The sequence below is a fragment of the Acidovorax sp. GW823-FHT02H02 genome (assembly GCF_058797075.1).
Genome location: NZ_JBXAJH010000012.1, coordinates 1 through 25,815, shown reverse-complemented (window position 1 = coordinate 25,815; position 25,815 = coordinate 1). Strand labels below are relative to the sequence as shown.

The 25,815-nt window shown below is 60.1% G+C and carries 25 protein-coding genes and 1 pseudogene; 16 read left to right on the top strand and 10 right to left on the bottom strand.

Annotated elements, in window-relative coordinates; translation table 11 throughout:
* Nucleotides 1–4 precede the first annotated feature (4 nt).
* On the top strand, nucleotides 5–1,687 hold the full coding sequence (locus tag AC1RDS_RS13585; RefSeq protein WP_492227102.1) for an AMP-binding protein: 1,683 nt from the start codon (nucleotides 5–7) through the stop codon (nucleotides 1,685–1,687).
* Nucleotides 1,688–2,074: 387 nt separating this feature from the next.
* Here AC1RDS_RS13585 and AC1RDS_RS13580 read toward each other — a convergent pair whose 3' ends face one another.
* Nucleotides 2,075–4,909, bottom strand: coding sequence for an SEC-C metal-binding domain-containing protein (locus AC1RDS_RS13580; protein WP_066784837.1), 2,835 nt, complete (start codon nucleotides 4,907–4,909; stop codon nucleotides 2,075–2,077).
* Nucleotides 4,910–4,949: 40 nt separating this feature from the next.
* Between AC1RDS_RS13580 and AC1RDS_RS13575 the strand changes: the two genes are divergently transcribed.
* From AC1RDS_RS13575 to AC1RDS_RS13550, 6 genes are all read left to right on the top strand, one after another.
* Complete coding sequence (locus AC1RDS_RS13575) at nucleotides 4,950–6,689, top strand: hypothetical protein (RefSeq protein WP_492227101.1); 1,740 nt, start codon at nucleotides 4,950–4,952, stop codon at nucleotides 6,687–6,689.
* 284 nt (nucleotides 6,690–6,973) lie between these two features.
* The gene (locus AC1RDS_RS13570) at nucleotides 6,974–8,221 is read left to right on the top strand and encodes a hypothetical protein (protein ID WP_492227100.1); all 1,248 of its coding nucleotides are present in this window, start codon (nucleotides 6,974–6,976) and stop codon (nucleotides 8,219–8,221) included.
* Nucleotides 8,222–8,552: 331 nt separating this feature from the next.
* Nucleotides 8,553–8,942 (top strand): hypothetical protein, encoded by a 390-nt coding sequence (locus AC1RDS_RS13565; RefSeq protein WP_066784842.1) that lies wholly within the window; start codon nucleotides 8,553–8,555, stop codon nucleotides 8,940–8,942.
* Between the two features lie 110 nt (nucleotides 8,943–9,052).
* Complete coding sequence (locus AC1RDS_RS13560) at nucleotides 9,053–9,406, top strand: 50S ribosome-binding protein YggL (RefSeq protein WP_066784845.1); 354 nt, start codon at nucleotides 9,053–9,055, stop codon at nucleotides 9,404–9,406.
* Nucleotides 9,381–9,944 carry a DUF4113 domain-containing protein gene (locus AC1RDS_RS13555; RefSeq protein WP_082759047.1) on the top strand — a complete coding sequence of 188 codons (564 nt, stop codon included), beginning with the start codon at nucleotides 9,381–9,383 and terminating at the stop codon, nucleotides 9,942–9,944. The genes AC1RDS_RS13560 and AC1RDS_RS13555 overlap by 26 nt, the downstream gene beginning before the upstream one ends.
* Nucleotides 9,880–10,152, top strand: coding sequence for a hypothetical protein (locus tag AC1RDS_RS13550; RefSeq protein WP_066784848.1), 273 nt, complete (start codon nucleotides 9,880–9,882; stop codon nucleotides 10,150–10,152). Before AC1RDS_RS13555 ends, AC1RDS_RS13550 begins: the two co-directional genes overlap by 65 nt.
* A 47-nt stretch (nucleotides 10,153–10,199) precedes the next feature.
* Here AC1RDS_RS13550 and AC1RDS_RS13545 read toward each other — a convergent pair.
* From AC1RDS_RS13545 to AC1RDS_RS13525, 5 genes and pseudogenes are all read right to left on the bottom strand, one after another.
* A pseudogene (locus tag AC1RDS_RS13545) lies at nucleotides 10,200–11,855 on the bottom strand (type I restriction endonuclease subunit R); the annotation flags it as partial.
* Nucleotides 11,856–11,915: 60 nt separating this feature from the next.
* Nucleotides 11,916–12,632: a hypothetical protein gene (locus tag AC1RDS_RS13540; RefSeq protein ID WP_304305415.1), complete on the bottom strand. Its 717-nt coding sequence runs from the start codon at nucleotides 12,630–12,632 to the stop codon at nucleotides 11,916–11,918.
* Nucleotides 12,633–12,670: 38 nt separating this feature from the next.
* Nucleotides 12,671–14,065 carry a restriction endonuclease subunit S gene (locus AC1RDS_RS13535; RefSeq protein WP_304305416.1) on the bottom strand — a complete coding sequence of 465 codons (1,395 nt, stop codon included), beginning with the start codon at nucleotides 14,063–14,065 and terminating at the stop codon, nucleotides 12,671–12,673.
* On the bottom strand, nucleotides 14,055–15,605 hold the full coding sequence (locus AC1RDS_RS13530; protein WP_304305417.1) for a class I SAM-dependent DNA methyltransferase: 1,551 nt from the start codon (nucleotides 15,603–15,605) through the stop codon (nucleotides 14,055–14,057). Before AC1RDS_RS13530 ends, AC1RDS_RS13535 begins: the two co-directional genes overlap by 11 nt.
* A gap of 338 nt (nucleotides 15,606–15,943) precedes the next feature.
* Nucleotides 15,944–16,396, bottom strand: coding sequence for an HAD domain-containing protein (locus tag AC1RDS_RS13525; protein WP_304305418.1), 453 nt, complete (start codon nucleotides 16,394–16,396; stop codon nucleotides 15,944–15,946).
* Nucleotides 16,397–16,508: 112 nt separating this feature from the next.
* Here AC1RDS_RS13525 and AC1RDS_RS13520 point away from each other — a divergent pair, with 112 nt between their 5' ends.
* On the top strand, nucleotides 16,509–16,811 hold the full coding sequence (locus AC1RDS_RS13520) for a helix-turn-helix domain-containing protein (protein WP_304305419.1): 303 nt from the start codon (nucleotides 16,509–16,511) through the stop codon (nucleotides 16,809–16,811).
* On the opposite strand, the gene AC1RDS_RS13515 is transcribed toward AC1RDS_RS13520, so the two are convergent.
* Nucleotides 16,808–17,242 (bottom strand): hypothetical protein, encoded by a 435-nt coding sequence (locus AC1RDS_RS13515; protein ID WP_304305420.1) that lies wholly within the window; start codon nucleotides 17,240–17,242, stop codon nucleotides 16,808–16,810. The two genes, AC1RDS_RS13520 and AC1RDS_RS13515, sit on opposite strands and share 4 nt — an antisense overlap.
* Nucleotides 17,243–17,422: 180 nt before the next feature.
* Here AC1RDS_RS13515 and AC1RDS_RS13510 point away from each other — a divergent pair, with 180 nt between their 5' ends.
* The 4 genes from AC1RDS_RS13510 (at nucleotide 17,423) to AC1RDS_RS13495 (ending at nucleotide 19,344) form a co-directional block, all read left to right on the top strand.
* Entirely contained in the window at nucleotides 17,423–17,866 is a 444-nt protein-coding gene (locus AC1RDS_RS13510) for a helix-turn-helix domain-containing protein (protein ID WP_304305421.1), read from the top strand.
* A 382-nt stretch (nucleotides 17,867–18,248) separates the two neighbouring features.
* Nucleotides 18,249–18,656, top strand: a complete 408-nt coding sequence (gene tnpA, locus AC1RDS_RS13505) for an IS66-like element accessory protein TnpA (protein WP_233250285.1) — start codon at nucleotides 18,249–18,251, stop codon at nucleotides 18,654–18,656.
* A 20-nt stretch (nucleotides 18,657–18,676) separates the two neighbouring features.
* Nucleotides 18,677–18,988, top strand: a complete 312-nt coding sequence (gene tnpB, locus AC1RDS_RS13500) for an IS66 family insertion sequence element accessory protein TnpB (RefSeq protein WP_108497518.1) — start codon at nucleotides 18,677–18,679, stop codon at nucleotides 18,986–18,988.
* An 80-nt stretch (nucleotides 18,989–19,068) separates the two neighbouring features.
* Entirely contained in the window at nucleotides 19,069–19,344 is a 276-nt protein-coding gene (locus AC1RDS_RS13495) for a transposase (protein ID WP_204298269.1), read from the top strand.
* A 138-nt stretch (nucleotides 19,345–19,482) separates the two neighbouring features.
* Here the strand turns inward: AC1RDS_RS13495 and AC1RDS_RS13490 are convergent, their stop codons facing one another.
* Nucleotides 19,483–20,370, bottom strand: coding sequence for a LysR substrate-binding domain-containing protein (locus tag AC1RDS_RS13490; RefSeq protein ID WP_027011074.1), 888 nt, complete (start codon nucleotides 20,368–20,370; stop codon nucleotides 19,483–19,485).
* Between the two features lie 171 nt (nucleotides 20,371–20,541).
* Here AC1RDS_RS13490 and phnC point away from each other — a divergent pair, with 171 nt between their 5' ends.
* From phnC to AC1RDS_RS13470, 4 genes are read left to right on the top strand one after another with little or no spacing between them, the layout of a single operon-like run.
* The gene (gene phnC, locus AC1RDS_RS13485; protein ID WP_164124043.1) at nucleotides 20,542–21,381 is read left to right on the top strand and encodes a phosphonate ABC transporter ATP-binding protein; all 840 of its coding nucleotides are present in this window, start codon (nucleotides 20,542–20,544) and stop codon (nucleotides 21,379–21,381) included.
* Complete coding sequence (phnD, locus tag AC1RDS_RS13480; protein WP_492227099.1) at nucleotides 21,375–22,253, top strand: phosphate/phosphite/phosphonate ABC transporter substrate-binding protein; 879 nt, start codon at nucleotides 21,375–21,377, stop codon at nucleotides 22,251–22,253. Before phnC ends, phnD begins: the two co-directional genes overlap by 7 nt.
* Entirely contained in the window at nucleotides 22,250–23,050 is an 801-nt protein-coding gene (gene phnE / locus AC1RDS_RS13475) for a phosphonate ABC transporter, permease protein PhnE (RefSeq protein ID WP_003056093.1), read from the top strand. The genes phnD and phnE overlap by 4 nt, the downstream gene beginning before the upstream one ends.
* A gap of 8 nt (nucleotides 23,051–23,058) precedes the next feature.
* Complete coding sequence (locus tag AC1RDS_RS13470; RefSeq protein WP_060984578.1) at nucleotides 23,059–24,042, top strand: NAD(P)-dependent oxidoreductase; 984 nt, start codon at nucleotides 23,059–23,061, stop codon at nucleotides 24,040–24,042.
* A gap of 116 nt (nucleotides 24,043–24,158) precedes the next feature.
* Here AC1RDS_RS13470 and tnpC read toward each other — a convergent pair whose 3' ends face one another.
* Both tnpC and AC1RDS_RS13460 read right to left on the bottom strand, forming a co-directional pair.
* Nucleotides 24,159–25,652, bottom strand: a complete 1,494-nt coding sequence (gene tnpC, locus AC1RDS_RS13465; protein WP_492227113.1) for an IS66 family transposase — start codon at nucleotides 25,650–25,652, stop codon at nucleotides 24,159–24,161.
* Nucleotides 25,653–25,683: 31 nt separating this feature from the next.
* Nucleotides 25,684–25,815: IS3 family transposase (locus tag AC1RDS_RS13460; RefSeq protein WP_492227112.1), on the bottom strand; the 132-nt coding region annotated here is incomplete at its 5' end.

Sequence of the window (25,815 nt, the reverse complement as noted above, 5' to 3'; positions counted from 1 at the left end):
GCCCATGACCGCCACCACCGCACCGCCAACTTTCGCGCCTTGGGAGAGTTCCTACCCGCCAGCCCTGCGCAACTACCAGCTCGACTTGGCGGCGCTGCCCGCCAATGCTGCGCAGCTGGCCACGCAGGCCGCGGCGGACCACGGGGACCAGCCCGCATTCACAATCGTACTGCCCACGGGCGCGAACGTGGTGCGCAGCTTTCGCGAGATCGATGCCCTGTCGGACGCCTTCGCCGTCTGGCTGGTGCGCGAGCAGGGCCTGCAGGTGGGCGATGTGCTCGCGCTGCAGTTGCCCAACAGCCTGCACTATCCCATCGCGGTGTTCGGTGCGTGGAAGGCCGGGGTCATCGTGACCAACGTGAACCCGCTGTACACCGGGCGCGAGCTGCGCCTGCAGCTCGAAGACAGCGGCGCGCGGCTGCTGTTGGTGTGCGACATGTTCCTGCCGGTGGCGCGGCCTGTTGCAGAAGAGTTGGGATTGCCGGTGTTGACGGCCAGCCTGTGGGACTTTTTTGAGGAACCCGTGGCCTCAGCCATCCGCGCCAAGATGGCGGGGCCTGCCGACCCCGCCGCGGTGCCGCTGCCGCGCATGGTCGATGCGCTGGCGCAGGGCAAGGCGCTGGCACCTGTCGACCACCGCAGCCACCCCGTGGCGGTGTATCAGTACACGGGCGGAACCACCGGGCGCAGCAAGGGCGCGGTGATCACGCACGGCAACATCCTGGCCACCCTGCGCATCACGCGCGATTTTCTGGATGCCTACGACGGCCCCCAGCGCGGCGAGACCATGCTCACCGGGCTGCCCATGTACCACGTGTTCGCTTTCATGGTGAACTTCCTGGTGTTCTTCCAGGTGGGGGCGCGCAACCTGCTGGTGCCCAACCCGCGCCCCATGTCCAACCTGCAAAAGACCTTCGAGCAGTTCGACGTGCAGTGGACCGCCGGGGTGGACACGCTGTTCGCTGGCCTGATGGCCGAGCCCTGGTTCCAGGCCAGCCCACCGAAGCTGCGCTACGCGTTTTCGGGTGGCACGGCCTTGCGTACATCGACCGCGCAGGCCTGGCAGGCGCTGGTCTGCCCCATCATCGAAGGCTATGGCATGACAGAGACGTCCTGCATCGTCTCGTGCAACCCGCCCTCGGCCACGCCGCGCCTGGGCACCGTGGGTGTGCCCATGCCTGGTTGCCGCGTGCGCGTGGTGGATGATCAGGGGCGCGACCTGCCCCAGGGCGAGCGCGGCGAGCTGCTGGTGCGGGGCCCGCAGGTCGTGGCCGGCTACCTGCATGCGCAGGCCGACAGCGCCAGTGCGATCAAGGACGGCTGGCTGCACACGGGCGATATCGCGCAGCTGGAAGAGGGTGGCTACATCCGTATCGTGGACCGCAAGAAGGACATGATTTTGGTCTCGGGCTTCAACGTCTACCCCAACGAGGTGGAGGACGTGCTGGCCGCCCACCCCGGCATCGCCGAGGCCGCCGTCATCGGTGTGCAGGATGCCGCCACCGGCGAGGCCGTACGCGCCTTCGTCGTGCCGCGCAACCCCACGCTCACGGTCGAGGACGTGGAGCGCCACTGCCGCACCCAGCTCACGGCCTACAAGGTGCCGCGACAGATCGTCTTCCGCGATCAACTGCCCAAGTCGCCGGTGGGCAAAATCCTCAGGGCTTCGCTGCGCGAAGCAATGTGATCGTGGTCTGATGCGCGCTGCGGCTCTTGCAGACTCGATTTACAGGTACGGCGGCAATGCAGCGGGAGCTGCCGGTCAACCCTGAAAGGTCGCACTGCAACATGGCCGGCGTTGGAAGCCGCACAGCGGTCATTCGATAGCGCCAGCGATCGACCCATAGCAGGCGTTCCGCGCCCGCGGGAAGCGGTCCATCGTGGGGTGCAACTTTGTTCGGCGGTTCTCCCGGCGCGCACACTGTCAGTCTGTCAGTATGTGTCGGTAGAGGCCGTGTCATGAACGGCCTGCTGTCGATATTGGCCGGACTGAAGAAGGCGAAACCAGCGGTGATCCGCCACCGGGAGTGTTGTAGTCAGGCGATTGACGATGGCACTCGTGCGCGCGCCACAGTTATCCGGCCAGACCACAGCCGCACTTCTTGAACTTCTTGCCTGAACCACAGGGACAGGGCGAATTGCGCCCGATCTTTACTCCAGCGGAAATCGGCGTGTCTTGTCTGATGGCCAGAGGACGCACTCCGGGGCGCCACTGCTGCAGCGGATTGGCTTTGATCCGCGCGATCAGTTGGCGTTGGCTCGCGAGGGTCATCCGGGCCTGGGGCGTTAGGCCGGCCGCGTACACCTGCAGCCGCTCCATCTCGCTCTCAGCCTCTGCGTGCAAGCCGCAGTAAGCCAGAACGACGGCGTACTGCGCACGGACATCCAAGTGTCGATTCAGCAGTTGGTTGTCCACGACCACTGGCATCACGTGTTGCTCAAGAATCTCCCGCGCGCCGACGAAATCATGTCGTGCGACGAACTCGTCAGCGAGGTCTTGCCCGACACGTATCAGCGAGTCGATGGCGCCGGCGATACCGTAGAACTTCATGGCATGGATTCGCGCGAATGGCGCGAGCACGTGCAACTTGCCGGCCACCATGGCTTTGAGTTCGAGCGCATCCGCGAGTCGCTTGATGTCCGCGTGATCAAGTCCCGGCTTGTTGATGAGCGCCCAGAGCGCGGCTTGCTTCGCGCCGACAACCTGCTCGAGCCGAATGCCGAGAACCGCGAACGTCTCGTCGATCACCTGATCGACCACGCCCATCGCGCTTTCGTAGCGCTCAAGGCGAAAGAGCGCCGCTGCCGCGTTGTAGAGGAAAACCCGTCGGTGGACAGGCTTGTCCGGCAATCGGCTGTCCAGCTCGCGAATCGCGCGCCAAACCCCCTCCTCGTCACCTTGATTCGAGAAATGGAGCATGCGCTTCATCAGGAAGGACAGAACTTCCTCCTCACCGAGCGCGCCGCTATCGATTAATTGCTCCATCGCCTCCAACCTAGGCGCCAGACGATCCATGTGCCCGAGCTTCATGTCCGAGAAGACCAGACCATCGAGAGCCCAGTACCGCTGCTCCGGATCTGATTCGTTTTTGGCGACCAGCGTCTCCAGACCGTGCCAGACCTCTACTGCCACGCCCATTTCGTGGAACATCTCTTCGCCGATAAGGTCCACCAGCGTCTTGACGTCCCCAGTGGCCAGCAGCAGCCGCGTGTAGAGCGAGAAGCGCGCCGTGTTGCGATCACGATTGAACGCCATGACCATCAGATCCTTGAGGGCAACACGAGCCCGTGATGCGACCTCTGCGGGCATGCCCGACAGGTGCTGGCTCCCGACAACACGGATGGCGTCATGCAGTCGGATCTCCTTGTTGCCATAGATCTCCACCACCCCAGCGGGTCGCAGTGACCGGATCACTCCAGCAACCGCTTGCTCGTTCATCTCAAGGGCCGCGTCCAGCAGCTTGTTGATCTCGGCTGGTAGCAGGCCAATATCGGACAGGCTCAGCACCGCAATCGTCTGTTGTGCGGCGGGGTGAAATGCGTAGAACACCTTCGCCAAGATGACCTCTTGTGCGGTCTGGGTCAGGTTCGTTAACGCTTCGACGGCGTCGCACATCTGGTCGATGCGCCCTGAGTACTCTTCGCGAGCAATCGTGACGGCACTCCTGACGAACAGAGGCATGCCAGCCGTCAGTATCTTCAGGCGCCCCATGGTGACCGCATCCCCTCGACACCCCCAACCGACAACCGCCGCCGCAACATCGTCAACACCCCACCCCTTCAGCGGCTCTCGCGTCAATCCCAGAAGGGCTTCGATCTCGGGCAACGTCCCAAGCGGCTGCGCCAGGAGCACGAACTTCAGCGCCGACGTGGCATCGATCATGCGCTTGAGGCTATCAGCCGAAACACAATGCACGTTGTCCAATACAACGGTCGGCGAGAGCCTCAAGCGCTCGAGATAGATGTCCAACTGGCGAAGTGACTCGACGCCAGTGGCGCCCGGCAGCAAGATCTTGCGCACCGCATCTGGTCCGGCGCCGGCCAACTTGGCGGCCAGCTCACGCACCAGCGAGAGGGCGAGGGCCTCCCCCGGCGTCTCGGCGCAATCGAAGTACGCGCAGATGTGCCTGCTCAAGGCGGCCGCCTGTGAAGCCCACGCAGTCTTCCCGGCGCCCGAGAAGCCGGAAACGATCCGGACTCGGGAGCTCGAGTCGATTTGAGGTTCGTTCTCCTGCGGGCGGTACTGCTCGGGCGGTGCCGGGAAGTCCTGCAGTTGGATCAGGATCTGGTCCAGCAGTGACGGGAAATCCGCGACCAAGAAGGTGTGATCCGCATGGGGCGCTTCCCCGGCGGCCGCAGCCTGGACGCGGCCGGCCAGTTTCCAAACGAGGGAGTCGGGCGCCAGCATCGCAAGTGGGACTGCGGTGGCTCGGTCGACGCACCATGCGACTGCCTCATCGATATTCGCCCAAGCCGGTGGAAGTTGCCCGAGGTCACCAGAACACACGCGGCCTGGCCACAGGATCTCTACGTCGCCCGCCAGCTTTCCTGTCTCGACCTGTTCAGCCAATGTCGGCCCTAAGGCTCGGTTGACCACCACCACGCACGTTGCGCGCCCCTGCCGACGGCCCTGCTGGTGCTCTTGCCGCAGGCTATCGAATCGTTCCATCGTCGAGTTGATGTCGGCCGGCATGATCGGCTGGCTACGCGTCTTGACCTGGATGTAGCAGCGCCCCGCTGGTGTGACGAGCTCGATATCTTCGTCCCGCTCGACAACCACGGACGTAGCGCCGGTCTGTTCTGAAGTCAGAAGGCACGCGGCAGCATAGAGATGCTGATAGAGGAAGCCCCGGTGTACCGCCGCAATGCGGATCTCCTGGGCTGGATCGAGCGTCGGGGTGTGGGGCATATGGGAAAGAAGTCTTGGTTTCGGTCCTCGCGGGGGGCATTTGCCAGCAGTAGCTGATCACCCCATCTGGGATGCAACACCTATCCTGCCCACGGCTAACGGCAGAGCGAGCGTACATGTCATTTTGGGGCTCGCCGCCCAGCCGTACCTCAACCAACGCCGGACCGATGCGCTCGAAAGCCAACTTCCCGGGCGGCTCTACTCTATATTGGGCGACTTCAACACCAAGACAGCGCGGGGCAACGATTCAGCGCCTTACCCAGGGATCCGACGGATGGCAGGACAACGATTGACGGGAGCGGCTGCGCAGACCGAGGCCATGCGGGCGCTGGCCCACTCTCGTGCCGGCATCGAATCGTCCCTGGCGCCCTTCGAGCCAAGAAGCACATTCGCGGTCTGGTTCTCGACCTTCCGTGGCATCGAAGAGCTGATCAACCTACCGGGAGAACTGCGTGGCGAGCCGCTCCTCGACGAGATTGGTGGACTGGCTCTCCTGGACATGGCCGGAGCCCTCAGGGCACTGCCATCCATCAAAGCAGGACTGGAGTCACGCTTCTCCCGATTGGTGGCGAAGAGGCTCATGCAGACGCTTATTCAACTGCAAGCCATCGCCCTGTCGTTTGCAATGCATCAGCTGCCTGCAGCTCGGGAATTGGCAACCGTCGGTACGGCCATCGGCTACCTACAGTCCCGCCGTCGGCATCTACTGGCTTTCCTTCACACGATTCCTGGTGTCTGCCGAGGAACTCAGCGGCTGCACGAACTGGACGGCCTCAACCAGTTCCTCTACCTCATTGAGACCGCCGGCCTGGGGACAACGTCAATGCATCACAACCTGATGCTGGCCCTGGTGTACCCGGACTTCGCCTTAGATGTCGACGCGGTGGGAATCTTGGCAAGTCACAGCTTCAACGGACTGGACGCGTTGTTTCTGGAGCCCGAGCGAACAGCCATCACCGAAATGGCCGATGTCGACCTCAGCGTGGTGAAGCGTGTTTCAGTAAACCGCCGACTGATTTTTTCCAAGGCCGAGCTGGAGAACAATCTCGCGCTCATGGCCGCGGCGTATGCGGAGTTCAACCTCCACAAAACGTCATTTGGTCAGTTGGCCGCGTTCATCCGCAGCTTGCTCTCTCTCGTTGTGGACGAGTATTTCGTTCGGCTGACAGTTAAGCGCTTCGACGAGTTGTGTTCCGAGCAGAAGCTACCCGACGCCCTTATAGGGGCGCTTGTCGTTCAAGGCGCCGACTACGTCGACAACACCAGCACTTACGCGCCGTTCACGCGTGTCGGCGGCGACCTAGTCACTTCGATTACCCTGCTCAATCGATTCGCGAACCACTGGAAGAGTGTCTGTCTGAACCGCGTTCGTCGATATCAAATCCGCTCTGGATTCATCTTCGAGAAGTCGGTCAAAGCAGCTCTGCGGACCCAAGGATTCGACGTTACGGAGATCAAGAGAGTGGAGCGCGCGGAGTTCGACGTCGTTGCGACGCTCGACGGCGTGATCTACAACGTTCAGTGCAAGAACAACCTCGTTGACTTGAATCGGATCGAGACCGACGTACGGAGGTTCGTTCGCTACAACCGCTCTCTTGACCTGGCCTACAGGAAGGCCCTCGCGAAGGAGCGCGCGCGCGAGCAAACGCTCTTGCGGGAGTTGGGCCTTACCGCAATCAAGCACTTCGTTGTGAGCCGCTATCCCGTTGCAACGCAGAACCCCTACGTTTTGGCCTTCGGCGAAATCTCGCGGTTCAGGGATATTGCGGTCGGGACGTGAGACCGATAGCTGTCCGGCAGCCGGCTGGCGAGTAGCTGGGGTTATTCCGGTCGCCCGAGTGTCTGTATTGCGTCGCGATACTGAACGACTGTTTGTGGCCGGTCGAGCCCGACGACTTTCCGAATTGCTTGTCCTACACCTGCCGCTCAGGAGGTGCCCTCCTGAACGCCCGCTTTTGGTCGATGCAGGTGGCCGACGCGGCACCCGCACCCGACCACAAGGGGAAGTTCGCGAGTGACTGCTTCAGTTAGGCTATCACTCAACATAGAAATACGAGTTCTCTGATGCCGCAATATCTCCGAACCAGCAGTGTCCGACTCATTGAAGCCAGCCAGGAAGCATTGCATCTGGCATTTGTCGGATTGGGATTGCCTGCACGTCAAGAGCTTCGCGTTGGGGCTGCACAATTCGCTGCGTCGGCGGGGCTTATCGGTGTTGCGGTTGAACAAGCGCTGTCCGCCATATTGGTGCAGGTGCTGGGCGAAGATGCGTTGATGGCGAGTCGGACTCAATTCAAGTCTGCGCGTGAAGTGCTTCAAGACGTTCGATCTCTGTTGGTAGCCCCTCCGCCGCGGGCTTCGTTCCTGACCTATGGTCTTCTAGACGCTGCTGCTCACCGCCAGGAACTCCACAGAGCCACAGAAGGATTCACGCTCATTATTGGCGAACGTGCGGCGGGCCTTCACGCAGGTCAAGGTCCATCGCGTGCCGTCGCCATGGTGCAGGCGCAGAAGGTGCTTGTCTTTTACGACCTGTTAGCGCGTTCGAGCCGCGTCCGACCGTATCTTGAACAACGTCCTCGCTCGCCAGAAAGCACACTTGATACAGAGGTCATTGTCGATGACTTGGCTCGGCGCTTCATCGAAGCTGAAACGCTGGGGGAGCGGAGCGCCGCCCTGCGGTCCCTGTTTCTTGTACTTCCTGAGGTTCCGGCGACAGCTCCCGAGTGGTTGGACGCATTCGACCGATCTGCTGTGGCGCCAACGAACGATGACATCAACCTCTTACTTCAGACGCTGGAACGTGCAGCGCCAGTCCGATTCCATCGGCTAAATGCTGGTGGCCAGGGTTTGCCGGTCGCCGTGCGGCCCAATGATGCGAACGCGCTTCCAATAGCGCCCCACCACCTACGTCGGGCGTTTGGTGATGTGCTCGGACAATTCGACGCTTACGTCGGCACGGCGAATGGACGTCTGAACGATGGACATCTAGACGTGCCGCCCGAGAGCTTCCTGCTCGACTTGTGGGTCTTTGGACCCAACCAACTCATTCAAGAGTTAAATCGCGAGCGACTGACGGCGCATGAGGCGTGGCCGTTCATCGTGACGGCGCTATCGTCACCTAGGATCAATCGTCCATTCTGGTTCCTGGTCTCAATGGTGGATGACCTGGGGCAGCTTGTCGCCCAGTTGGGCCGAGCGTTCGCTATCGGTGGCGGGGGGCATCTTCGGCAGCAGCAGGCTCCTACGCTTGAGGCGATTGACGCGCTGCGTCGTGGGCAAGTGCTTGCGTTAAATAAAACGCCGCAGTGAACCCACTGGAACGACCGTCATAGATCGCCACTACCGATTCGCTTTGCCGAAGGAGATGGACTGGAAGGTCGGAACCCGGGTGTACTTCTCCATCATCAAGAGTGTCGCCGCCCGAGGCAAGTCAAAAGGGTTCGTCATCAGCAAGAAGCCGGGGCCAGTGTGGAAGGGGCGGCTGTTCTCTGGGCGAGTGCGGCGCAACGGCTTTGCTCCGTTGGCCAGGGGGCACAAACCAATCGGCTGGCGCCGCCCCAAAGGGCCAACAGTCCCCTGAAGGGAGCATGCCCTGCAGCAGCTCGACGTGGGCATTGGGATCAGTCAATATGGAGCCGATATGACGATGAACCGAACCAACTATCCAGGGGTGCCAGACGACTTCCCTGTGACAGCAACCGTGGCAGCTGTTTCTGGCGCCCAGCCCAAGATGAACCTGGTCGAGGAAGGTGGCAGGTTCTATGCACCGGGCATGTCGCCGGGCGAAGTTCTGACGGTCTTCCAGATGTGTGACGACCTGGTGTCGCAGATGGTCCCGTACTGCCAGAGGAAGCTGGCGACCTACGAAGGCAATCAAGAGACGACGGTCAAGGCTGCGCTGAAAGGCTTGCTGGCCAAGCGATGGTGCACCGATGCGCAGTGTGTGTGGATCATGCGCAGGGTGGTGGATGAGCTGCAGTGGGCGGTTGGTGATGGCGCCTTGCAATCCGACCAACCCGATGGCTTCTGAAATCGCCAAGGAGAAGTGTCCGATTTCTTTTCGGTTGATTGAGCCCGGGCTATACCTGTCGTGCGACATCCCGCCACAACGTACGGCATACCCCCCCACATGAAATACCCATGACTGACCTACTTGTGCTGCCACCACCTAAACGATCTCGCTCCCGGCGCCTTCGCAAGAAGCTGCACATCGGCGAGTTCCAAGTGCTGGGATTCGACTACGAGTTGACTTGGCGCGTGGCACCGTCGATTGATGTGCAGGATCGGTTCATCGATCAGTTGCTCGAGGACCTCGTCGCGCCCAGAGCGCTGAGTCTAGGCGGAGGGGTCAATTGCGGCTTCGTGGCCGCGCGTCGCGGGAGCGTCACGGACGCTGATCGCGCCGCCTTCGAGAGCTGGCTCGAGCGATGGCCGGATCTCGCCGAGATCAAGGTCGGCCCTCTGCGAGATGCCTGGTACGACGAGGCGCCTTGAGCGCCCGCTCTTCGATCACGAACTCAAGGGGACACTCATGAACGGTCGGCCCCATTCACCGGCGCGGCCCTTGGAAAACCAAGCGGGTGGTGGAACTGGGAGCACCGGGGGCACTGAAATGGGTGCCAGTGCCGCCATGACTGGCCTGCGCCGAATCTACCGACCGGGCTATGCATTCATCAAGGCCGGCGTCATGCTGCTGGACTTGCACAGCGCACGCCTCAAACAAGGAGAGCTTGAGCTAGAACCGCTGGAGAGCCACGCAGGCTCTCGGGAGCGGCTGATGGGGGTGCTCGATGAACTCAACCAGCGCTATGGACGTGGAACGGTGAAGCTCGCCAGCGCCGGAGTGCAGGCCCAGGGACAGACTGCCAGTTGGACTATGCGACAGGAGCGCAGGTCACCGGCCTACACCACGCGCTGGGAGGACATGTTGGAGGTGGGGGAGGTACCTGCAACAGGTCCGCCAATTTATGCTCATGCCTCAACCCGGCAATCAGGCGCGCTTTGTCGGCGCAGCTGTGTTTGCGTCTCTTGAACTGCCTACTCAGGCTGCTATTGAGTCTGAGTTTCTGGAGGCGTCAGGAGAACAGCTGGCACCGCTACTTGCCGAGTGCTCGAACTACTTCATTCAAGCCCGCTATGCCTATGAACAGATCGGTGGCAGCTACAACTTGAGCGGCATCCGCACGCTCGCAAAGGGCTTGCTTGATGCCGTGAAAGCCTTCGGTACCAAGAATCCCTGAGCGAAGTGCTCATCAATATTGGCGCGTCGGTTCGCCCCGGAGTCCGGCTAGGTGCTGCCCCAGTTGTCTCCAAACACCTGGGCTTGCCGCAGCACCAAGTCCACCGCCTCTTCCTGCAAGTCTGGCGGGTACTTGTACTTGCGCAAGACCCGCTTGACCATCAGTCGCAGCTTGGCCCGCACGCTCTCGCGCTCGGACCAGTCCACGGACAAGTTCTGGCGCAGGTTCTCGGTCAGTTCATGGGCGATCTTCTTGAGGGTTTCGTCGGTGAGTTCTCGAACGGCTGATTCGTTGGTGGCCAGGGCGTCGTAAAAGCGCACTTCGTCTTCGGTCAGGCCCAGTTGCTCGCCCCTGCTGGCGGCCTCGCGGAACTTCTTGGCCATCTCGACCAGTTCTTCCATAACCTGGGCGGTTTCAATCGAGCGGTTCTGGTAGCGCTTGATCACGTTGCCCAGCAGGTCGGAGAACTTCTTTTCCTGCACCACGTTGGTGCCGAAGCGGCTCTTGATTTCGCCTTCGAGCAGACGTTCGAGCAGTTCCACCGCCAGGTTCTTCTCGGGTAGGTTCTTCACCTGCGCCAGGAATTCATCGTCCAGCAGACCGATGTTGGGTTTGTCCAGGCCCACAGCGTCAAAGATGTCCACTACTTGGTCAGACACCACAGCGTTGCTGATGATTTGCCGGATGGCTTCGTCGCGCTGTTCGTCGGTGCGCTTCTTGGCGGTAATGTCCCGTTTGGTCAAGATGACTTTGACGGCCTGCATGAAGGCGACTTCTTCCCGCACTGCCTTGGCTTCGTCCAGCGTGCAGCACAGCGAGAAGGCTTGGGTCAGTGCCAGGGTAGTGTCTGCAAAGCGGCGTTTGCCGTCCTTGCCGCCTTCTTCCCGCAGGCCCAGGATGTGGTTGGCGGCCCTTGCCAGGGTTTGGTGGCCCCCGGTGAGGAAGTCGCTGTAATCGCAGCCATGCAGCATGGATTGCAGGACATCGAGCTTTTCCATGAGGACGCTATACGCCTCGCGGGCATCTACGGTGGGAGTGCCCCGGCCTTTGCTGGCGGTGTACTCCTTCATGGCGGCTTTGAGTTCGTTGCCAATGCCGATGTAGTCCACCACCAGGCCGCCTTGCTTGCCCTTGAAGACCCGGTTCACGCGGGCAATCGCCTGCATGAGGTTATGGCCCTTCATGGGCTTGTCCACGTACAGGGTGTGAACGCAGGGGGCATCGAAGCCGGTGAGCCACATGTCGCGCACGATCACCAGGCGCAGCGGGTCGGGGGGGTCTTTGAAGCGCTTTTCCAGGCGTTTTTTGACCTTGCCGTCGTAGATGTGGGGGCGCAGCAGGGCTTTGTCGCTGGCCGATCCGGTCATCACGATCTTGATGGCGCCTTTCTCGGGGTCTGGGTCGTGCCAGTCAGGGCGCAGCTTGATGATCTCGTTGTACAGGTGCACGCAGATGTCACGGCTCATGGCCACGACCATGGCTTTGCCCGATTGGGCGGTGCTTCGCTCTTCAAAGTGCGCGACCAGGTCAGCGGCCACGCTGGCGACACGGGGTTCGGCACCGACAATCTTTTCCAGGGCGGCCCAGCGGCTTTTGAGCTTGGCCTGCTGGCTTTCTTCTTCGTCCTCGGCCAGCTCATCCACTTCGTCGTCAATGCTGGGCAGGTCTTCGTCTTTCAGCCGCAGCTTGGCCAGGGTTTCTTGTTCGAGTTGGTCTTCGGTCATTGTGCAATTCCCTCGATGATTCTTTTGTTCGCACTCGCCTCATGCACTAGCGTGTGTAGAGTGGCGTAGCCATTCATTCAAGGCCAATCCCGTAGTCACCACCACACGGCTCATGGTTTCGTAGGTTTCCTCCATAAATGCGGCAATCTCCCGTGGCGGTTGTGTTTGTTGCTTGCGCGAGAAAGCGCTCAACAGCACCTCAAACGGCGTTTGTTCAGAGTCGCCCCATCCCACCCTGACGGGCAGGCCGCCATGGTGCTTGATGTGGTTCGTCACATCCGCGAGCGCTTGGTATGCGGGGGCTGTGCTCAACGCCTCCAAGGCCTGCTGGATTGGGGCAAGCTCTGGCGCCGTTGTCGTCTCTCGCGCCAATTGGGCGCATACCGTGCCCAGCGACACCCTGCCCAGGGGGATTCGTTGGTCCACGTTCCACCCCAGGCTGTAGTACAGGACATGCGCCAAGTTGTCTGCAATCGCATGCTGCGCCTGCACGCTGGCATACACATAGCCCTCAGCAGCTACAAAAAAGTAGTTGCTGGCGCCCATTCCCTTCACTTCATCCACCCACATCAGCACCCACCAGGGCGTGCCTGACTCCAAAGGCTGGCGCAGGTGTTCATTCACCAATCGCTGATAGTCCTGAAAATGAATGCGCGCATGGATAAGCCGGGTGGTGACTGCACGGAGCACGGGGCGCAAAGCCTCTAACTCGTTCTCACCCCACCGTGCGCACACCAGTTCGCGGGTGCGCGACATATCCCACGATGGTGACCCAGTGCCCGCGAAAAGGTCCGTCATGCCTGCAGCGCAGCGCCCAACGCGGCCTCGGTAGCGGCCTGGGCTTTGGGCAGGCGCAGTTGGCCGGAGATCAGGCGGGGGAGCAGGGTGTCTCTCGTTTCGGCCAGTGTGGTGACTCTCTGCTCATTGATTGAAATAGCCTCGAAGATGGGTTGCACAGCACCATCGAACACGTCGAGCAGATCGGCGGTTGGAATAAGTGCTGGACTGCCAAGAACTGCCGTCGCAGGCAACGCCAATACGGTAGTACCAGTTGCAAATCCAATCGCACGCTCCCGAAAAGCACTTTCCTGTAAAGCGAAGAACAAAAGACTGCGGATAGCTCGCGCTTTTTCTTGCCACTCAGGACGCACGGTGACTTTGTAGACGTGGTGGGAGATGAAGCCTGGGTCGAATCCTATAGGCACAAATGCGGGACGGCCAAGAATGTCGCGGGCTTGCGTCATGTCGGTATTCGCGATGATTAGGTCGCCCGCTTGCACAGAGTGGCGCGGCTTGTACTCACCCGTGTATCGCTTGACTTTTTCTGAGGCAAACACTCGATGGGCGTTGAAGCACCCGAGGTTGAACATGTATGCGCCCTCAGCCTCTGACAGACCGTCACCCTTGTAAGAGCATCCTTTGGTCAACTCGATCAGTTCGCCAAGGGTCGACTCTCGCCACCCCCTCGGCACCTCCCCCAACTCCGACGTTTCAAACCCATCGGGAAACAGCGCTGCGGTGGCCTCGTCCATGCCTTCGGGCGTGCGGTCTTCCATCTTGGCGCGCACGGGGTCGAAATCAACGAACCAGGATTTGAACAGGGCATGGGCGATGGCTTCGAGGGTGGCGTTGGTTTCTCGCAGGAGAGTGATGCGGTCGTCGAGCGCACCTATAAACCCTGCAATGCGTTGCTGCTCATGAATTCCAGGCAATGAGACGGGGAGTGCTTGAATGATGGCTGTGTTCAGATTGGGCATCACAGCCCCCACCGCGTGCGTCCTCAGCCATGAATAAGCAGTCTCACTAGACAAGAACATCGCTAGATATTGCGGGTCAATTCGGGGACTTTGGAGGCGGAGTAGTAAAGCGCCTGTTCCACAGAGTGCACCCTCAAATCTTTCATCGACAATTGCAGATAGGCCTGTAGCTTGCGCTCCGCGTCGTGCAAACAAGATATCGCCAACACGAAGCCGATGTCGGGAAAGCTCGGACGCCTTCGCTGCGTCTACGCGAGGCACGTCGATATCAAGAATCCGTCCTCTTCCAATGGCTTCAGTCGGGATCACTGGGGTCCCAGAGGCCACGTAGTCGTGACTATGCAGTTGTGAGCCGAATGGGCCTGTTTGAACGGTAGCCTCTCCTTCCCGCACCAAGTCACCAATCGTTAGAGAGGCCCACTCAGAACTCATACCCCAGCCCCCCCAGCTTCGCCCGAATCACCGCATCCAGCTCTGCGCCCTTGGCCATTTGCTCGCCCAGCTTTTCGGTGAGCTTTTGCATCTTGTCGGCAAAGGCTTCGTCGTCGTCTTCCACGTCTTCTGCACCCACGTAGCGACCGGGGGTGAGCACATGGCCGTGCTGGGCGATTTCGGCCAGGGGCACGCTGCGGCAAAAGCCTTTCACGTCTTCATAGCTGCCTGCGCCCGGCTCGCCGCGCCAGGCGGCCACCACGGCTTCGATATGGGCAATGGTGTCGTCTGTCAGCTCGGCTTGCACGCGGCTGATCATGCGACCCTGCTTGCGGGCGTCGATGAACAGCACCTCGCCCTTGCGCGCCTTTTTCTTGGCCAGGAACCACAGGCAGGCGGGGATTTGGGTGTTGAAGAACAGCTGGCCGGGCAGGGCTACCATGACTTCGACCACGTCAGCATCGACCATGGCGGCGCGGATCACGCCTTCGTTGTTCTGGCTGGAACTCATGCTACCGTTGGCCAGCACAATGCCTGCACGGCCCGTGGGCTTCAAGTGGTGCAGCATGTGCTGCAACCAGGCGTAGTTGGCGTTGCCGTGGGGTGGGTCGCCAAACTCCCAGCGCGGGTCGCCTTCCAGGCTGCCGTGCCACCAGTCACTGATATTGAAGGGCGGGTTGGCCAGGATGTAATCGGCCCGCAAGTCGGGGTGCTGGTTGCGGGTGAAGGTGTCGGCTGGCTCGCGGCCCAGGTTGTAGTCGATGCCGCGAATGGCCAGGTTCATGGCGGCCAGGCGCCAGGTGGTGGGGTTGGCCTCTTGGCCGTAGATGCTCACGTCACCCAGCTTGCCGCCGTGGGCTTCGATGAATTTCTCACTCTGCACAAACATGCCGCCCGAGCCGCAGCACGGGTCGTAGACCTTGCCTTCGTGCGGGGCCAGGATGGCGACCAGGGTTTTGACGATGCTGGCGGGCGTGTAGAACTGCCCGCCGCGCTTGCCCTCGGCACTGGCGAACATGCCCAGAAAGTATTCGTACACCTGGCCCAGCACGTCGCGGGCAATGGCTGCGTCTTCGCCGAAGCCGATGGTGGAGACCAAATCGACCAGCTCGCCCAGCTTGCCGTCGGGCAATTGCGCACGGGCGTAGCGTTTGTCGAGGATGCCTTTGAGCTTGGGGTTCTCGGCCTCGATCAGCGTGAGGGCGTCGTCTATGCGCTTGCCAATGTCGGGCTGCTTGGCGGCATTGCGCAGGGCTTCCCACCGCGCGCCTTCGGGCACCCAGAAGACGTTGGCCTCCTTGTAGTAGTCGCGGTCTTCCAGCTCGGCTTCAATGTCGGCGGGGTCGGCGTCGCCGTAGAAGTATTCGTCGTCGGGGTTGGTGAGGCGGGCCGTCAGCTCGGCACGGCGGGCGGCGAAGGTGTCGGAGATGTATTTGACGAAGATGAGGCCGAGCACCAGGTGCTTGTATTCGGCGGCGTCCATGTTGGCGCGCAGCTTGTCGGCGGTGGCCCAAAGGGTTTTTTTGATGTCGTCGAGCATGGAGGCTGAGAGAATTTGGCCGCACAACCCGGCTCAAAAGAGCGGGTTGGACGCATAGAAATCACTCGTCCCATCTTACCGTCACGATCACAGATGGATACAGGTCCCTGCGCTCGGTCAACTGTCTTGAGGGCGCAGGCTTCAACTTGAATGGCAACCTACCTGGCCAACGCTCCCTGGCGACAGCGCTTCACTCGTTTCCTTCGCAGTCATTCATATTCGACCTGCATATGATCAACAACGTCGCCCCCAGGGGCATGCTTTCGCAGAGGTCGCACCGGGGGCTTGCTTCGTCTAGACCGTACCGCAGCTCAGTCAGTTTCTGAGGGTGCACGTTTTCAAAGAAGCTTCAGAAGCCGTGCGACAAGCCGTTCCGCGCTTGTAGTGCATAAACCTGTGCGGCTGTTGGTCAGGAAAAGCGATTTGCAAAACGGCCTGTAAAGCCAGGAACGGTCATCAATCGCAAGCCACGGCTCATTGAGAACCTGATTGGCGCGTCGCCACGCATGGCATTCGGCTTCCCGCTCGTAACCAACTAGCGTAGGCGGAACGTCGCGAAGATAGCAGTATTGGGGGGTAACTCCCACGAGCTTGGCAGCCACATTGGGCCCCAGTTTTTCTCGAAGACGCTCTACTGGAATTTGCAGCCTCCAAGTACTCGCGATCACCAGCTTGCAGTCGGGAACCTGGCTGAGAACGCTCTCAAACACGGGTAAGCAGCTAAAGTGTTTTAACTCATGGCAATGCTCCGGATGTAGAACACCGTCGAAATCCAGAAACACGATAGGCATTGGGCGACATCCAAGGGAAGACTCCTGACGCGGAGAATTTTCTTACGACGGGATTTGCAATGAGACTAGTTGGTCGTGGTCTTATTGGTCTCATTGGGCGGAAATCGGGAGTATGTCTTCCCGAAAACAACTCCGACCCAAAGCTGACTTTGGTCGCGCGCTTCAAGTGTTGCGCGCTGCACGGGGCGTGACTCAGGAAGACATGCTTTTTGCGACGAGCCGACGGCACATCAGCCGCGTTGAACAAGGCCACCAAGTGCCGAGCATCCGAACCATAGAGGGATTGGCTGAGAGTTTGCAGATCCATCCTATGACGCTGATCGCGACAGCGTATTGCCAAGGTTTGGAGCTGGCATCGTTCGACGAAATCATTGAGACCGTGAAGGCCGACCTCCAAGCTTTGACCTTGGGTTAGGCCGGGCGAGGTGACCGGCCGTGTTCGACGTCGTTGTGAGTAAGGACACGCAGGCTTTCCATCAGTTCAGCGCCAGTGGGGCCATCCTTACGATGCAAAATCCGGCTCACGATCTCTCTATCAATAGTGATGCTTAGAAGAGTCATCGCCTCATGCAATGTACTCATCGCGACAGCAAAGCCCTTACTCAGCCGCTCGGCACCCGCCTCCGACAGCAGCAACAAAGTGATCGGTAGGGCAGCGCTGCCAGGCCCCTGGTTATCGTCCCAGCCCTTGCCTGCAAGCAAATCCCTCAGTTGCTCTGAGACGAGTAGCAGATGCTGATCATCTAAAGCATCAGGCAAGACTGATTTCCACCCTCGCGAGTTGATGAGGCCTGCCAGTTCAGGCTCTCCAAATGTTCCAAGAGTAGTTTTTTCCACACGCAGCATGTCGGTTGTTCAAGAAATGTGAGACTATTTGGTCCCATTCGGAACCGGGGAGCGCGAAGATAACCGAGCTCCAAGGCGTTATTTCGCTCGTAGCGTTGCCACTGGCGAATGGAATGCATCCGGTTGCCCCGCAGCACAACTTTGGCAACCAATCAGTTGCTTTCCAGGAATCCGTGAAAATTGAAAAGCCGTCTGGATTTCACCCGCTTGGCAGAACTTGATCGGCAGTTTTGCGAATTCGCGAAGCTGCATCGCGATGTCACACCGAGGTGCGGCTGGGTGAAGACCATCCGCCTCGCCCTAGGCATGAGTTCAACGGCCCTTGGTACACGGACCGGAATGACGGCCCAAGGCGTGCGCAAGCTGGAGCAGGCAGAAGCAAATCAAAGTATCTCTTTGAAAACGCTGGCCAAGCTCGCCGATGGCTTGGACTGCGAGGTGCGTTACATACTCCTTCCCCGAAGCAGTTTGCTCGACCAGGTTCTCAAGCAGTCGAGAGAAATCCACGGCACCCAGTTGCCGACCTCTCTCAATGGCACTACTGAAATGCTGCTTGACACGAAGGATCTCGGAGCACTCTCAGCGCTGTTTGCTAATGTGAATAAGCGTGGGTTCTGGCTGTAGGCTTCTGTCCAGGCTGAAGTTTTTCAGCGCAAACATTTCTCAAGCTCCCTTGTCGGCCCGCAGGACGGAGTGGGCTGTCTGAGCAGCATAGGTTTTCAATGCTGGAGGCAAGTTATTCACAATCGCTGGGCCGCGAATAGTTATCCACAATAAGTTACTGAAAATTCACTCAGAGAGAGACGCGACCAGTGGTCAGGACCAGTGGTCATACTGTGGGCGGTACTGGACTACCTGGTCGAAAGAACTGGATTACGCAGCGAGGAAGCCCTGAATCTCGCGCACCGTCATGCCGCGCGCGTACATCGTATCCGTCCGGTGACCCCATATTGAAAGCGCCGTGAGAAGCGGGCATCGTGTCCACGATTGGAGGATCGTGGAGACGATGGAACAGTTTTCAAGCGAAGGCCGGCCGCGCCGGCGTGAATACAGCAAAGCGTTCAAGGCACAGTTGGTGGCAGCGTGCGCGCAGCCCGGAGCCAGTGTCGGTGGTGTGGCCTTGTCGCACGGACTGCACGCGAACATGGTGCACCGATGGATTCGGGAGGCGGGCCCTGTGCGCGCGCAACCGGGCGTCGGTACGGATGCTGAGCCCGGCTTCATCTCGCTGCCGCTCACGGCAATGGCCGCCAGCACCCATGATGAGCAAGCGCTGGCTGCGTTTGCGCCATCCCCGCCTTTACCGCCGCCATCTGCGCCAGTCCAGGTGCGCCTGCAACGCGGCGAACTGGTGGTCAGTCTGCAGTGCCCAATGGGCCAGTGCGGGGCGCTCTTGCGCGAGGTGTTGCGGTGATCCGGGTCGATGCGGTCTGGATGTCCACGCAACCGCTGGACATGCGCACCGGCCCCGAGACGGCCCTGGCCAGAGTGGTGCAAGTCTTTGGCGCGGCCCGCCCGCACCACGCTTATCTCTTTGCCAACGCACGGGCCAACCGCCTGAAGGTACTGGTGCACGATGGTTTTGGCGTCTGGCTGGCCGCAAGGCGCCTGAACCAAGGCAAGTTTGTCTGGGGCGATGAGCGCCTGGGTCCCCAACTGACGCTGAGCGCCGAGCAACTGCAGGCACTGGTCACCGGCTTGTCCTGGCAGCGCCTGGGAGAAGACGCTGTGATCACGGTGCTGTGATGTTGGTCGCCCGTGCTATGGCGTTCAATTCGTGGATATGCCAGTAGGCGGCTGCCCACCCATCGGGGATGATGACGGCCATGAACGAACCGGTGGATCTGCAGAGCATGGACGAGGCGCAAATGCGCCAGATGCTGCAGCACCTCATGAGCGAGCTCAAACACAAGCAGACGCTGCTGGACAAGCTCAGCTACGAGATGGCCATCCTCAAGCGGCTGAAGTTCGCCGCCAAGACTGAGGCATTGAACGCCGATCAGCGCAGTCTGCTGGAAGACGCGCTCGAAGAAGACCTGCAGGGAGTGCGTCCGCAGCGGCCGAAAGGGTCGACAACGGGGTGCGAATCGGCCCTCGAATGACCCGAATCACGCCGCAGTTGCCGCCATCTGAAAACTCGCGCATCTGCACTCGTCGCAACGAGCGTTGTGCAGACCTTCCCTAACGATAGGCTTGGCATGAATGATCCACTCGGGCCCTGTCGCCAAGTTCGTGAATCTTTAGGCCAGGCCTCTTCTCACCTCTTTTGCCAAGTCGAAAATCGTTGCTATCAGCGGAGCGTTCTGTCGTTCGCGACGACAGATGAAGTCGACGTGGGTGGCCATTGCTGTATCCAGAATCTTCAGCTTCACAAGACGCGGATCTGGAACATAGGCTGTCTCGGCAACGACGCCTAGTCCTATTCCTTGTGCGACTGCCTCGCGGACAGCCTCCCGGCTTCCCATCTCCAGCGCAACCTGGATGTTGATATTGCGGGCAATTAGCTCGCTCTCGAAGACTCTTCTTGTCGTTGAACCTTCCTCACGTATGACGAAGCGCTGGCTCTGAAGGTCCTTGAGCACTATCTCACCGCACCGGGCTAGGGCGTGCTCTCGGTTCGCAAAGACCACCAGGCGCTGTGACCTGTATGGCATGCAATGGAGTTCGGGGTGCTCGGCGTGATTGAGGACCACGCCGACATCACCCTGGTAGTCGAGGAGCTTTTCCGTGATTGAGCGGGAGTCGCCTACACGGACAGAGACCTCGACCTGGGGATGGCGGCTCCCGAAGGCCTTCAGAACAGGGACTACGTTGTACGGGCCGATCGCGTGAATCACAAGACGCCCGACGAATCGGTTTTTGGCTGCTGCCAAAAGGGCGTGCGCATCTTCCTCGCCGCTGAATGCCCGCCGCGTGTAGTCCAGCAGAGTCCTGCCAAAGGTAGTCAGCTCAAGCCGGCGGCCTTGACGAAGAAAAAGCTCCACGCCGTACTCATTCTCCAGGCGCTGAATATGCGCTGAGATGGTGGGCTGCTGTAGATCAAGCAGCTTCGCAGCAGCAGTCATGCTTCCGGCCCTTGCCGTCGCATCAAAGGCTTTCAAAGCCGCAAGTAGCGTGAGTCCAGACATAGGTGTTATCTATAGATACCCCTATTTTTCGGGATGCAAGTTTCATATTGATGACACGTTCCACGAACAAACTGCACGCATGCCTAGCCGTATCGAACTTCTTTCTGCGGCAAATGTGCGTCATAAGCGCTCTCGCGCTGCTCGCAGGCAGAAACTTGCAAAGGTAACAACATGAAGTTGGAGAAGGACCGAGACGTTCTGAGTCTCAAGGGAGTTTCCGTCCGCTACGGTGACTCGACCGTGGCCTTGCACCCGACGAGTCTGGATGTGAAGCAGGGAGAGTTTTTGGTGCTTCTGGGCGCCTCGGGCGCAGGGAAGTCCACCTTGTTACGAAGCATCAATGGACTGGTGCTGCCCACAAAAGGCGAGGTATCGATACCTGGCCTGGCAGGTGGGGTAGTCAACGCAAAGACGCTGAGAGAGCACCGCAAGCGCTGTGGGATGGTTTTCCAGCAGCATCATCTGATTGGACGTCAGTCGGTCCTAAGGAATGTTCTGATGGGAAAGCTCGGTGACAGGGGTGCATTCGCTTCGCTATGGCCGTGGAGCAAGAAGGACAAGCTGGAGGCGCTCACAGTGATTGAGCGTGTCGGGCTGCTCGAAAAGGCGCTATCCCGGGCTGATGCCTTGTCTGGGGGGCAGCAGCAGCGCGTAGGCATAGCTAGGGCGCTAATACAGAAGCCACGAGTCCTGCTGGCCGATGAGCCTGTTGCCAGCCTGGACCCGGCAACCGCACATAGCGTGCTCACCTTGTTGCATGAGATCTGCAAGAAGGACCACCTCACCGCAATCGTGAGTCTTCACCAGGTGGAGCTCGCGCGCTCGTTTGCAGACCGAATCATTGGGCTCCGCCAGGGAGCTGTTGTATTCGAGGGTAGGGCAGAGCAGCTGAGTCCCGATGTTGCGCGGAACCTCTATGCAAAGCAGTCCAACGCTTCCAACACGAGTGCGTCCACTGATAGCCCCCGAACTCTTCAATCCAGTCAAACCAAGGAACTCTTGCCATGCTGAATCGCCGTAACTTCTCTCTTGTTGTCAGCGCAGCTTCTTTTGCTGCACTCCTTCCTCTGTGGGCTCATGCGCAGGGAAAGGATCCATCAAAGCTTCGTGTCGCCCTTCTTCCAGATGAGAACGCTGCCAGCATCATCCAGAACGCGCAGCCTCTTAAGCGCTATCTTGAACAGCAGCTCAAGAAGGATGTTGAGATTGTGGTGACTACCGATTACTCCTCGATGATCGAGGCAATGCGGTTCGGTCGGATTGAGGTAGCGTACTTTGGACCGTTCTCGTACGTTTTGGCCAAATCTAAGGCGTCCGGGATTGAGCCCTTTGCGGTGGGCGTTGAACGTGGGTCGCCCACATACCAGTCGGTCCTCATCGCAACGGCCGGAGGGCCGGTGAAAACGCTTGAAGACGTGCGCGGCAAGCCCTTCGGATTTGGCGACCAGGCGTCCACATCAAGCCACCTTGCACCACGTGCACACCTGCTCAAGAAGTACAAGCTTGATGGTGAGAAGGACTATCGGCCAGTTCACCTTGGGGCACATGACGCGGTCGCACGTGCGGTGCAGTCGGGTCAGATTCCAGCCGGGGCTCTGTCCAAGCCGATTCTGGACAACCTCATCGCTCGAGGAAGCATTGATGCCACGAAGATTGTTCAGCTTGACCTTTCTGCTCCCATTCCAAACTATCCGATCGTCATGCAGGGGGACCTCAAGCCTGAGCTCAAAGCTGCCATCCGCTCTTCCTTTCTGGACATGAAGGATGCTGAGGTGCTCAAGGCGTTTCGTGTCCAGGCGTTTGCCGCCACTGATGACGCTGCATATGACGTCCTTAGGGATACCGCAACCATCCTGAAGCTTGATTTGGGCCGTATGCAATGACCTCGGCTGCATTCGAGAACATCATCAGTCGCGACAAGCGGGAGCAGTTCATTGGACTGCGCAATACAGCGTTCGTCCTTCTGGTTTGCCTTGTAGCCCTGTACGTCACGGGGTTCTTCGATGCACAGCGGTTCATCGAAGGCGCCCCGGCTGTCAAGCAGCTCTCATCTGAGATGGTCCCTCCCAACTTCGACCGCTGGGAGCACTGGGTCATCCCGCTGAGGGACACCTTGGCGATGTCGATTGCCGGCACAGCACTGACTATCGTGCTTTCACTTCCGCTGGCGCTCCTGGCGGCTCCAAACACCACCCCCAATCCTTTGGTGGGAAGAGTGGCCAGAGTCATCCTGGCGGCATTCCGGTCCGTGCCAGAAATCATTCTTGGCATTCTGTTCGTGGCAGCCGTAGGGTTTGGTGCTCTACCTGGGGTGCTCGCACTGGCGTTGCATTCCACGGGAATGGTCGCAAAGTTTTACGCGGAAGCCATTGAGCACGTGGATCCGAAGCCACTTGAAGCAGCTGCTGCGGTAGGCGCAAGCCGCTTTCAGGTCATCTCGCATGCCGTTATCCCCCAAGTCCTTCCACAGTTGGCAGACATAACCATCTATCGCTGGGAGTACCACTTCAGGGCCTCCGCAGTACTTGGCATTGTCGGTGCAGGTGGCATCGGCTTCGAGCTGATGGCAGCACTTCGCCTTGTCAAGTATGACGAGGTCTCAGCCATCCTTCTGTCGATTCTTGCCTGTGTCCTCGTGGTTGACAGCATTGGATCGATGCTGCGAAAGCGTCTCAAGTAAATCGAAAAATGAATCATCGGAAAATCGTCGTAACGCAGCCAGTTCATGAAGAGGTTCTAAGGAAGCTCCAGGCTGAGGGTGAGGTCATCATGAATCCAGGGCCTGAACCCTGGAGCCCCAGCCAGCTCAGGGAGTACCTCGTGGATGCTGATGCCATGATGGCCTTCATGACAGACAGTGTGACCAAAGAGTCGCTGCTGAACGCTCCCAGGCTCAAGACCATCTCCTGTGCACTCAAGGGGTACGACAACTTCGACCTGAGGGCTTGCGCACAAGCCGGGGTGAGCGTCACCTTTGTTCCTGACCTCCTCACAGAGCCCACAGCCGAGCTGGCCATCGGATTGGCTATTGCTGCTGGCAGGAACGTGCTTCAGGGTGACGCCGCTACAAGAGCAGGCTACTCTGGGTGGAGGCCAGCTCTATACGGAACCGGGCTTCATGGGTCGGTGGCCAGCGTGATCGGTCTCGGAAAAGTTGGGCAGGCCATATTGGCGCGACTCGCGGGCTTTGGCTGCGCGCGGCTGCTTGGTGTAGACCCAAGTGTGCGTCTAGATCAGGTCGAACTGGTCACGCTCGATGAGGCTGTCAGCACATCGGACTATGTGTTCCTGGCAGTGCCTCTTGTTAGCGATACGCGCCACCTGGTTGACTCCAGGATGCTTCAACTATCGAAAAAGGGCCAGATCCTTGTAAACGTGGGTAGGGGGTCTGTGGTCGACGAAAGGGCGGTTGTCGATGCCTTGGCGAATGAGCAACTTGGCGCGTACGCCGCTGACGTCTATGAGATGGAAGATTGGCTACTTCCAGACAGACCTCGCGAAATTCATCCGGGATTGACCAACAACGCCAGAACAGTACTCACTCCCCACATCGGCTCGGCTGTGAGACGCGTACGGTTCGAAATTGAAATGCGGGCTGCTGAGAACCTAGTCCGCTCACTCAGGGGCGAGAGTTTGAGTGATGTTGCTGTCGAGGCCAGCGCGGCAGCATAGGTATGGTTGCTCGGCGGTTTGCACGCCAGCTGAAATGGGCGCGGCTTCAAAGCCTATGTCCTATGGCTGGGTGCAACGTAAGCGTCCGGCAAACCCAGGCCTACCGAGGCCGGTGATCAGGCGTCGGCGGGTTTCCAGCGGTGTGGCAGGAGCTCGACGATGCGGCTGGCCTTGTGCGTGGGCAGTCGCGTGAGCACGTCCTTGAGGTAGGCATACGGGTCGTGCCCGTTCATACGGGCCGACTGGATCAGGCTCATGACGGCGGCCGCTCGCTGGCCCGCACGCAGGCTGCCGGCAAACAGCCAGTTGTTACGACCGATGGCAATGGGCCGGATCTGGTTCTCGATCCAGTTGTTGTCGACCGGCAGTTGTCCGTCATCCACGAATCGGGTCAGCGCATCCCAGCGCCGCAGGCTGTAGTCCAGCGCCTTGGCGGTTGCTGATCCGTCGGGCACCTGGCGCCGTTGCAGCGTCATCCACTCTTTAAGAGCGTCCAGGATCGGCCGGGTCTGCTGCTGCCGAACGGCTTGCCGTTGCTCGGTGTCCAGCTCTTTGACGTCCCGCTCGATCTCATAGACCCGGGCGAACTGCTGCAGGGCGAACTCGGCGATCTGGCTCTGGTTGGCCGCGTGCAGGTCGAAGAACTTGCGCCGGGCATGGGCCAGACAGCCCACCTCGGTCACGCCGCTGGCGATCAAGGCCTTGTAGCCGCTGAAGTCGTCGCAGGTCAGGCAGCCCTTCCAGGCCTTGTCGGTGCCGTGGCCCAGGAAGCGCCGGGCGTGTTCGCCCGAGCGGGATTCGCAGAAGTCGTAGACCACAGCCTTGATGCTCTCGAAGGCCCCCGGCGCATAGGCCCAGAGGTAGGCGCGGTGCGTCTTGCCATCGCCGGGCTTGAGCATGGCCACCGGCGTCTCATCGGCGTGTAGCACCCGGTGGCTGAGGATCTCGGTCTTCAGGGCATCGACCAGCGGCTGCAGCCGCACCCCGCAGGTGCCCACCCACTGCGCCAGGGTCGAGCGAGGGATGGCCAGGCCAGCGCGGCCGAAGATCGCCTCCTGCCGGTACAGCGGCAGGTGATCGGCGTACTTGCCCACCAGCACCTGGGCCAGCAGGCCGGTGGTGGGGATACCTTTGTCGATGACGTGCGCCTCGACCGGCGCTTGTTGAATGGTCTCGCACCGGGCGCAGGCCCACTTGCCGCGGATGTGGCGCTCGACACTGAAGACGCCGGGCACATAGTCCAGCTTCTCGGCCACGTCCTCGCCCACGCGTTTCATCTGGCAGCCACACGCGCACGTGGTGGACGTGGGTTCGTGGCGGATCTCGCGGCGTGGCAGGTGCGCCGGCAAGGGCATCCGCTTGGCCTGTCTCTTCTCGGGGGTGGCCGGTGCTTGCGTCTGCGCCAGCGCGTCGATCTCGCTGGCCACGGCCGCCAGGTCCGCTTCGATCTCGTCGTCGAGCAGGCTCTTCTGCTCAGGGCTGAAGCGCTCTGATTGGGCGGCGAACTTCATGCGCTTCAAGAGCGCGTTCTCGTGCGTGAGCTTGTCGATGAGGGTCTGCTTGAAGGCAAGCTGTTGATTTCCACGCAGAAGTGACACACTAATCCCCAGGAGGGGGTGCGGATAAAAACTTGGACTGGTTTTATGCCGCAAGTCCAAGGCTCACCCGGTATTCGATCGGGCTGAGGGCCCCCAGGGAGATCTTGATCCGCTTCTCGTTGTACCAACGGATGTAGTCGTCGAGCACTTCAATGAACTGCTCAACTGTGACGCT

Bases quoted from the DNA above. Each gene is read 5' to 3' on its own strand.
- tnpA (WP_233250285.1), top strand. From the start codon at position 18,249: ATGGAACAGTTTTCAAGCGAAGGCCGGCCGCGCCGGCGTGAATACAGC.
- AC1RDS_RS13560 (WP_066784845.1), top strand. From the start codon at position 9,053: ATGACTGACCTACTTGTGCTGCCACCACCTAAACGATCTCGCTCCCGG.
- tnpB (WP_108497518.1), top strand. From the start codon at position 18,677: ATGTCCACGCAACCGCTGGACATGCGCACCGGCCCCGAGACGGCCCTG.
- AC1RDS_RS13495 (WP_204298269.1), top strand. From the start codon at position 19,069: ATGAACGAACCGGTGGATCTGCAGAGCATGGACGAGGCGCAAATGCGC.
- AC1RDS_RS13540 (WP_304305415.1), bottom strand. From the start codon at position 12,632: ATGTCGCGCACCCGCGAACTGGTGTGCGCACGGTGGGGTGAGAACGAG.
- AC1RDS_RS13535 (WP_304305416.1), bottom strand. From the start codon at position 14,065: ATGAGTTCTGAGTGGGCCTCTCTAACGATTGGTGACTTGGTGCGGGAA.
- AC1RDS_RS13565 (WP_066784842.1), top strand. From the start codon at position 8,553: ATGACGATGAACCGAACCAACTATCCAGGGGTGCCAGACGACTTCCCT.
- AC1RDS_RS13585 (WP_492227102.1), top strand. From the start codon at position 5: ATGACCGCCACCACCGCACCGCCAACTTTCGCGCCTTGGGAGAGTTCC.
- AC1RDS_RS13525 (WP_304305418.1), bottom strand. From the start codon at position 16,396: ATGCCTATCGTGTTTCTGGATTTCGACGGTGTTCTACATCCGGAGCAT.
- AC1RDS_RS13570 (WP_492227100.1), top strand. From the start codon at position 6,974: ATGCCGCAATATCTCCGAACCAGCAGTGTCCGACTCATTGAAGCCAGC.
- AC1RDS_RS13520 (WP_304305419.1), top strand. From the start codon at position 16,509: ATGTCTTCCCGAAAACAACTCCGACCCAAAGCTGACTTTGGTCGCGCG.
- AC1RDS_RS13555 (WP_082759047.1), top strand. From the start codon at position 9,381: ATGCCTGGTACGACGAGGCGCCTTGAGCGCCCGCTCTTCGATCACGAA.
- phnE (WP_003056093.1), top strand. From the start codon at position 22,250: ATGACCTCGGCTGCATTCGAGAACATCATCAGTCGCGACAAGCGGGAG.
- AC1RDS_RS13515 (WP_304305420.1), bottom strand. From the start codon at position 17,242: ATGCTGCGTGTGGAAAAAACTACTCTTGGAACATTTGGAGAGCCTGAA.
- phnC (WP_164124043.1), top strand. From the start codon at position 20,542: ATGAAGTTGGAGAAGGACCGAGACGTTCTGAGTCTCAAGGGAGTTTCC.
- AC1RDS_RS13530 (WP_304305417.1), bottom strand. From the start codon at position 15,605: ATGCTCGACGACATCAAAAAAACCCTTTGGGCCACCGCCGACAAGCTG.
- phnD (WP_492227099.1), top strand. From the start codon at position 21,375: ATGCTGAATCGCCGTAACTTCTCTCTTGTTGTCAGCGCAGCTTCTTTT.
- AC1RDS_RS13550 (WP_066784848.1), top strand. From the start codon at position 9,880: ATGCTCATGCCTCAACCCGGCAATCAGGCGCGCTTTGTCGGCGCAGCT.
- AC1RDS_RS13580 (WP_066784837.1), bottom strand. From the start codon at position 4,909: ATGCCCCACACCCCGACGCTCGATCCAGCCCAGGAGATCCGCATTGCG.
- AC1RDS_RS13490 (WP_027011074.1), bottom strand. From the start codon at position 20,370: ATGTCTGGACTCACGCTACTTGCGGCTTTGAAAGCCTTTGATGCGACG.
- AC1RDS_RS13470 (WP_060984578.1), top strand. From the start codon at position 23,059: ATGAATCATCGGAAAATCGTCGTAACGCAGCCAGTTCATGAAGAGGTT.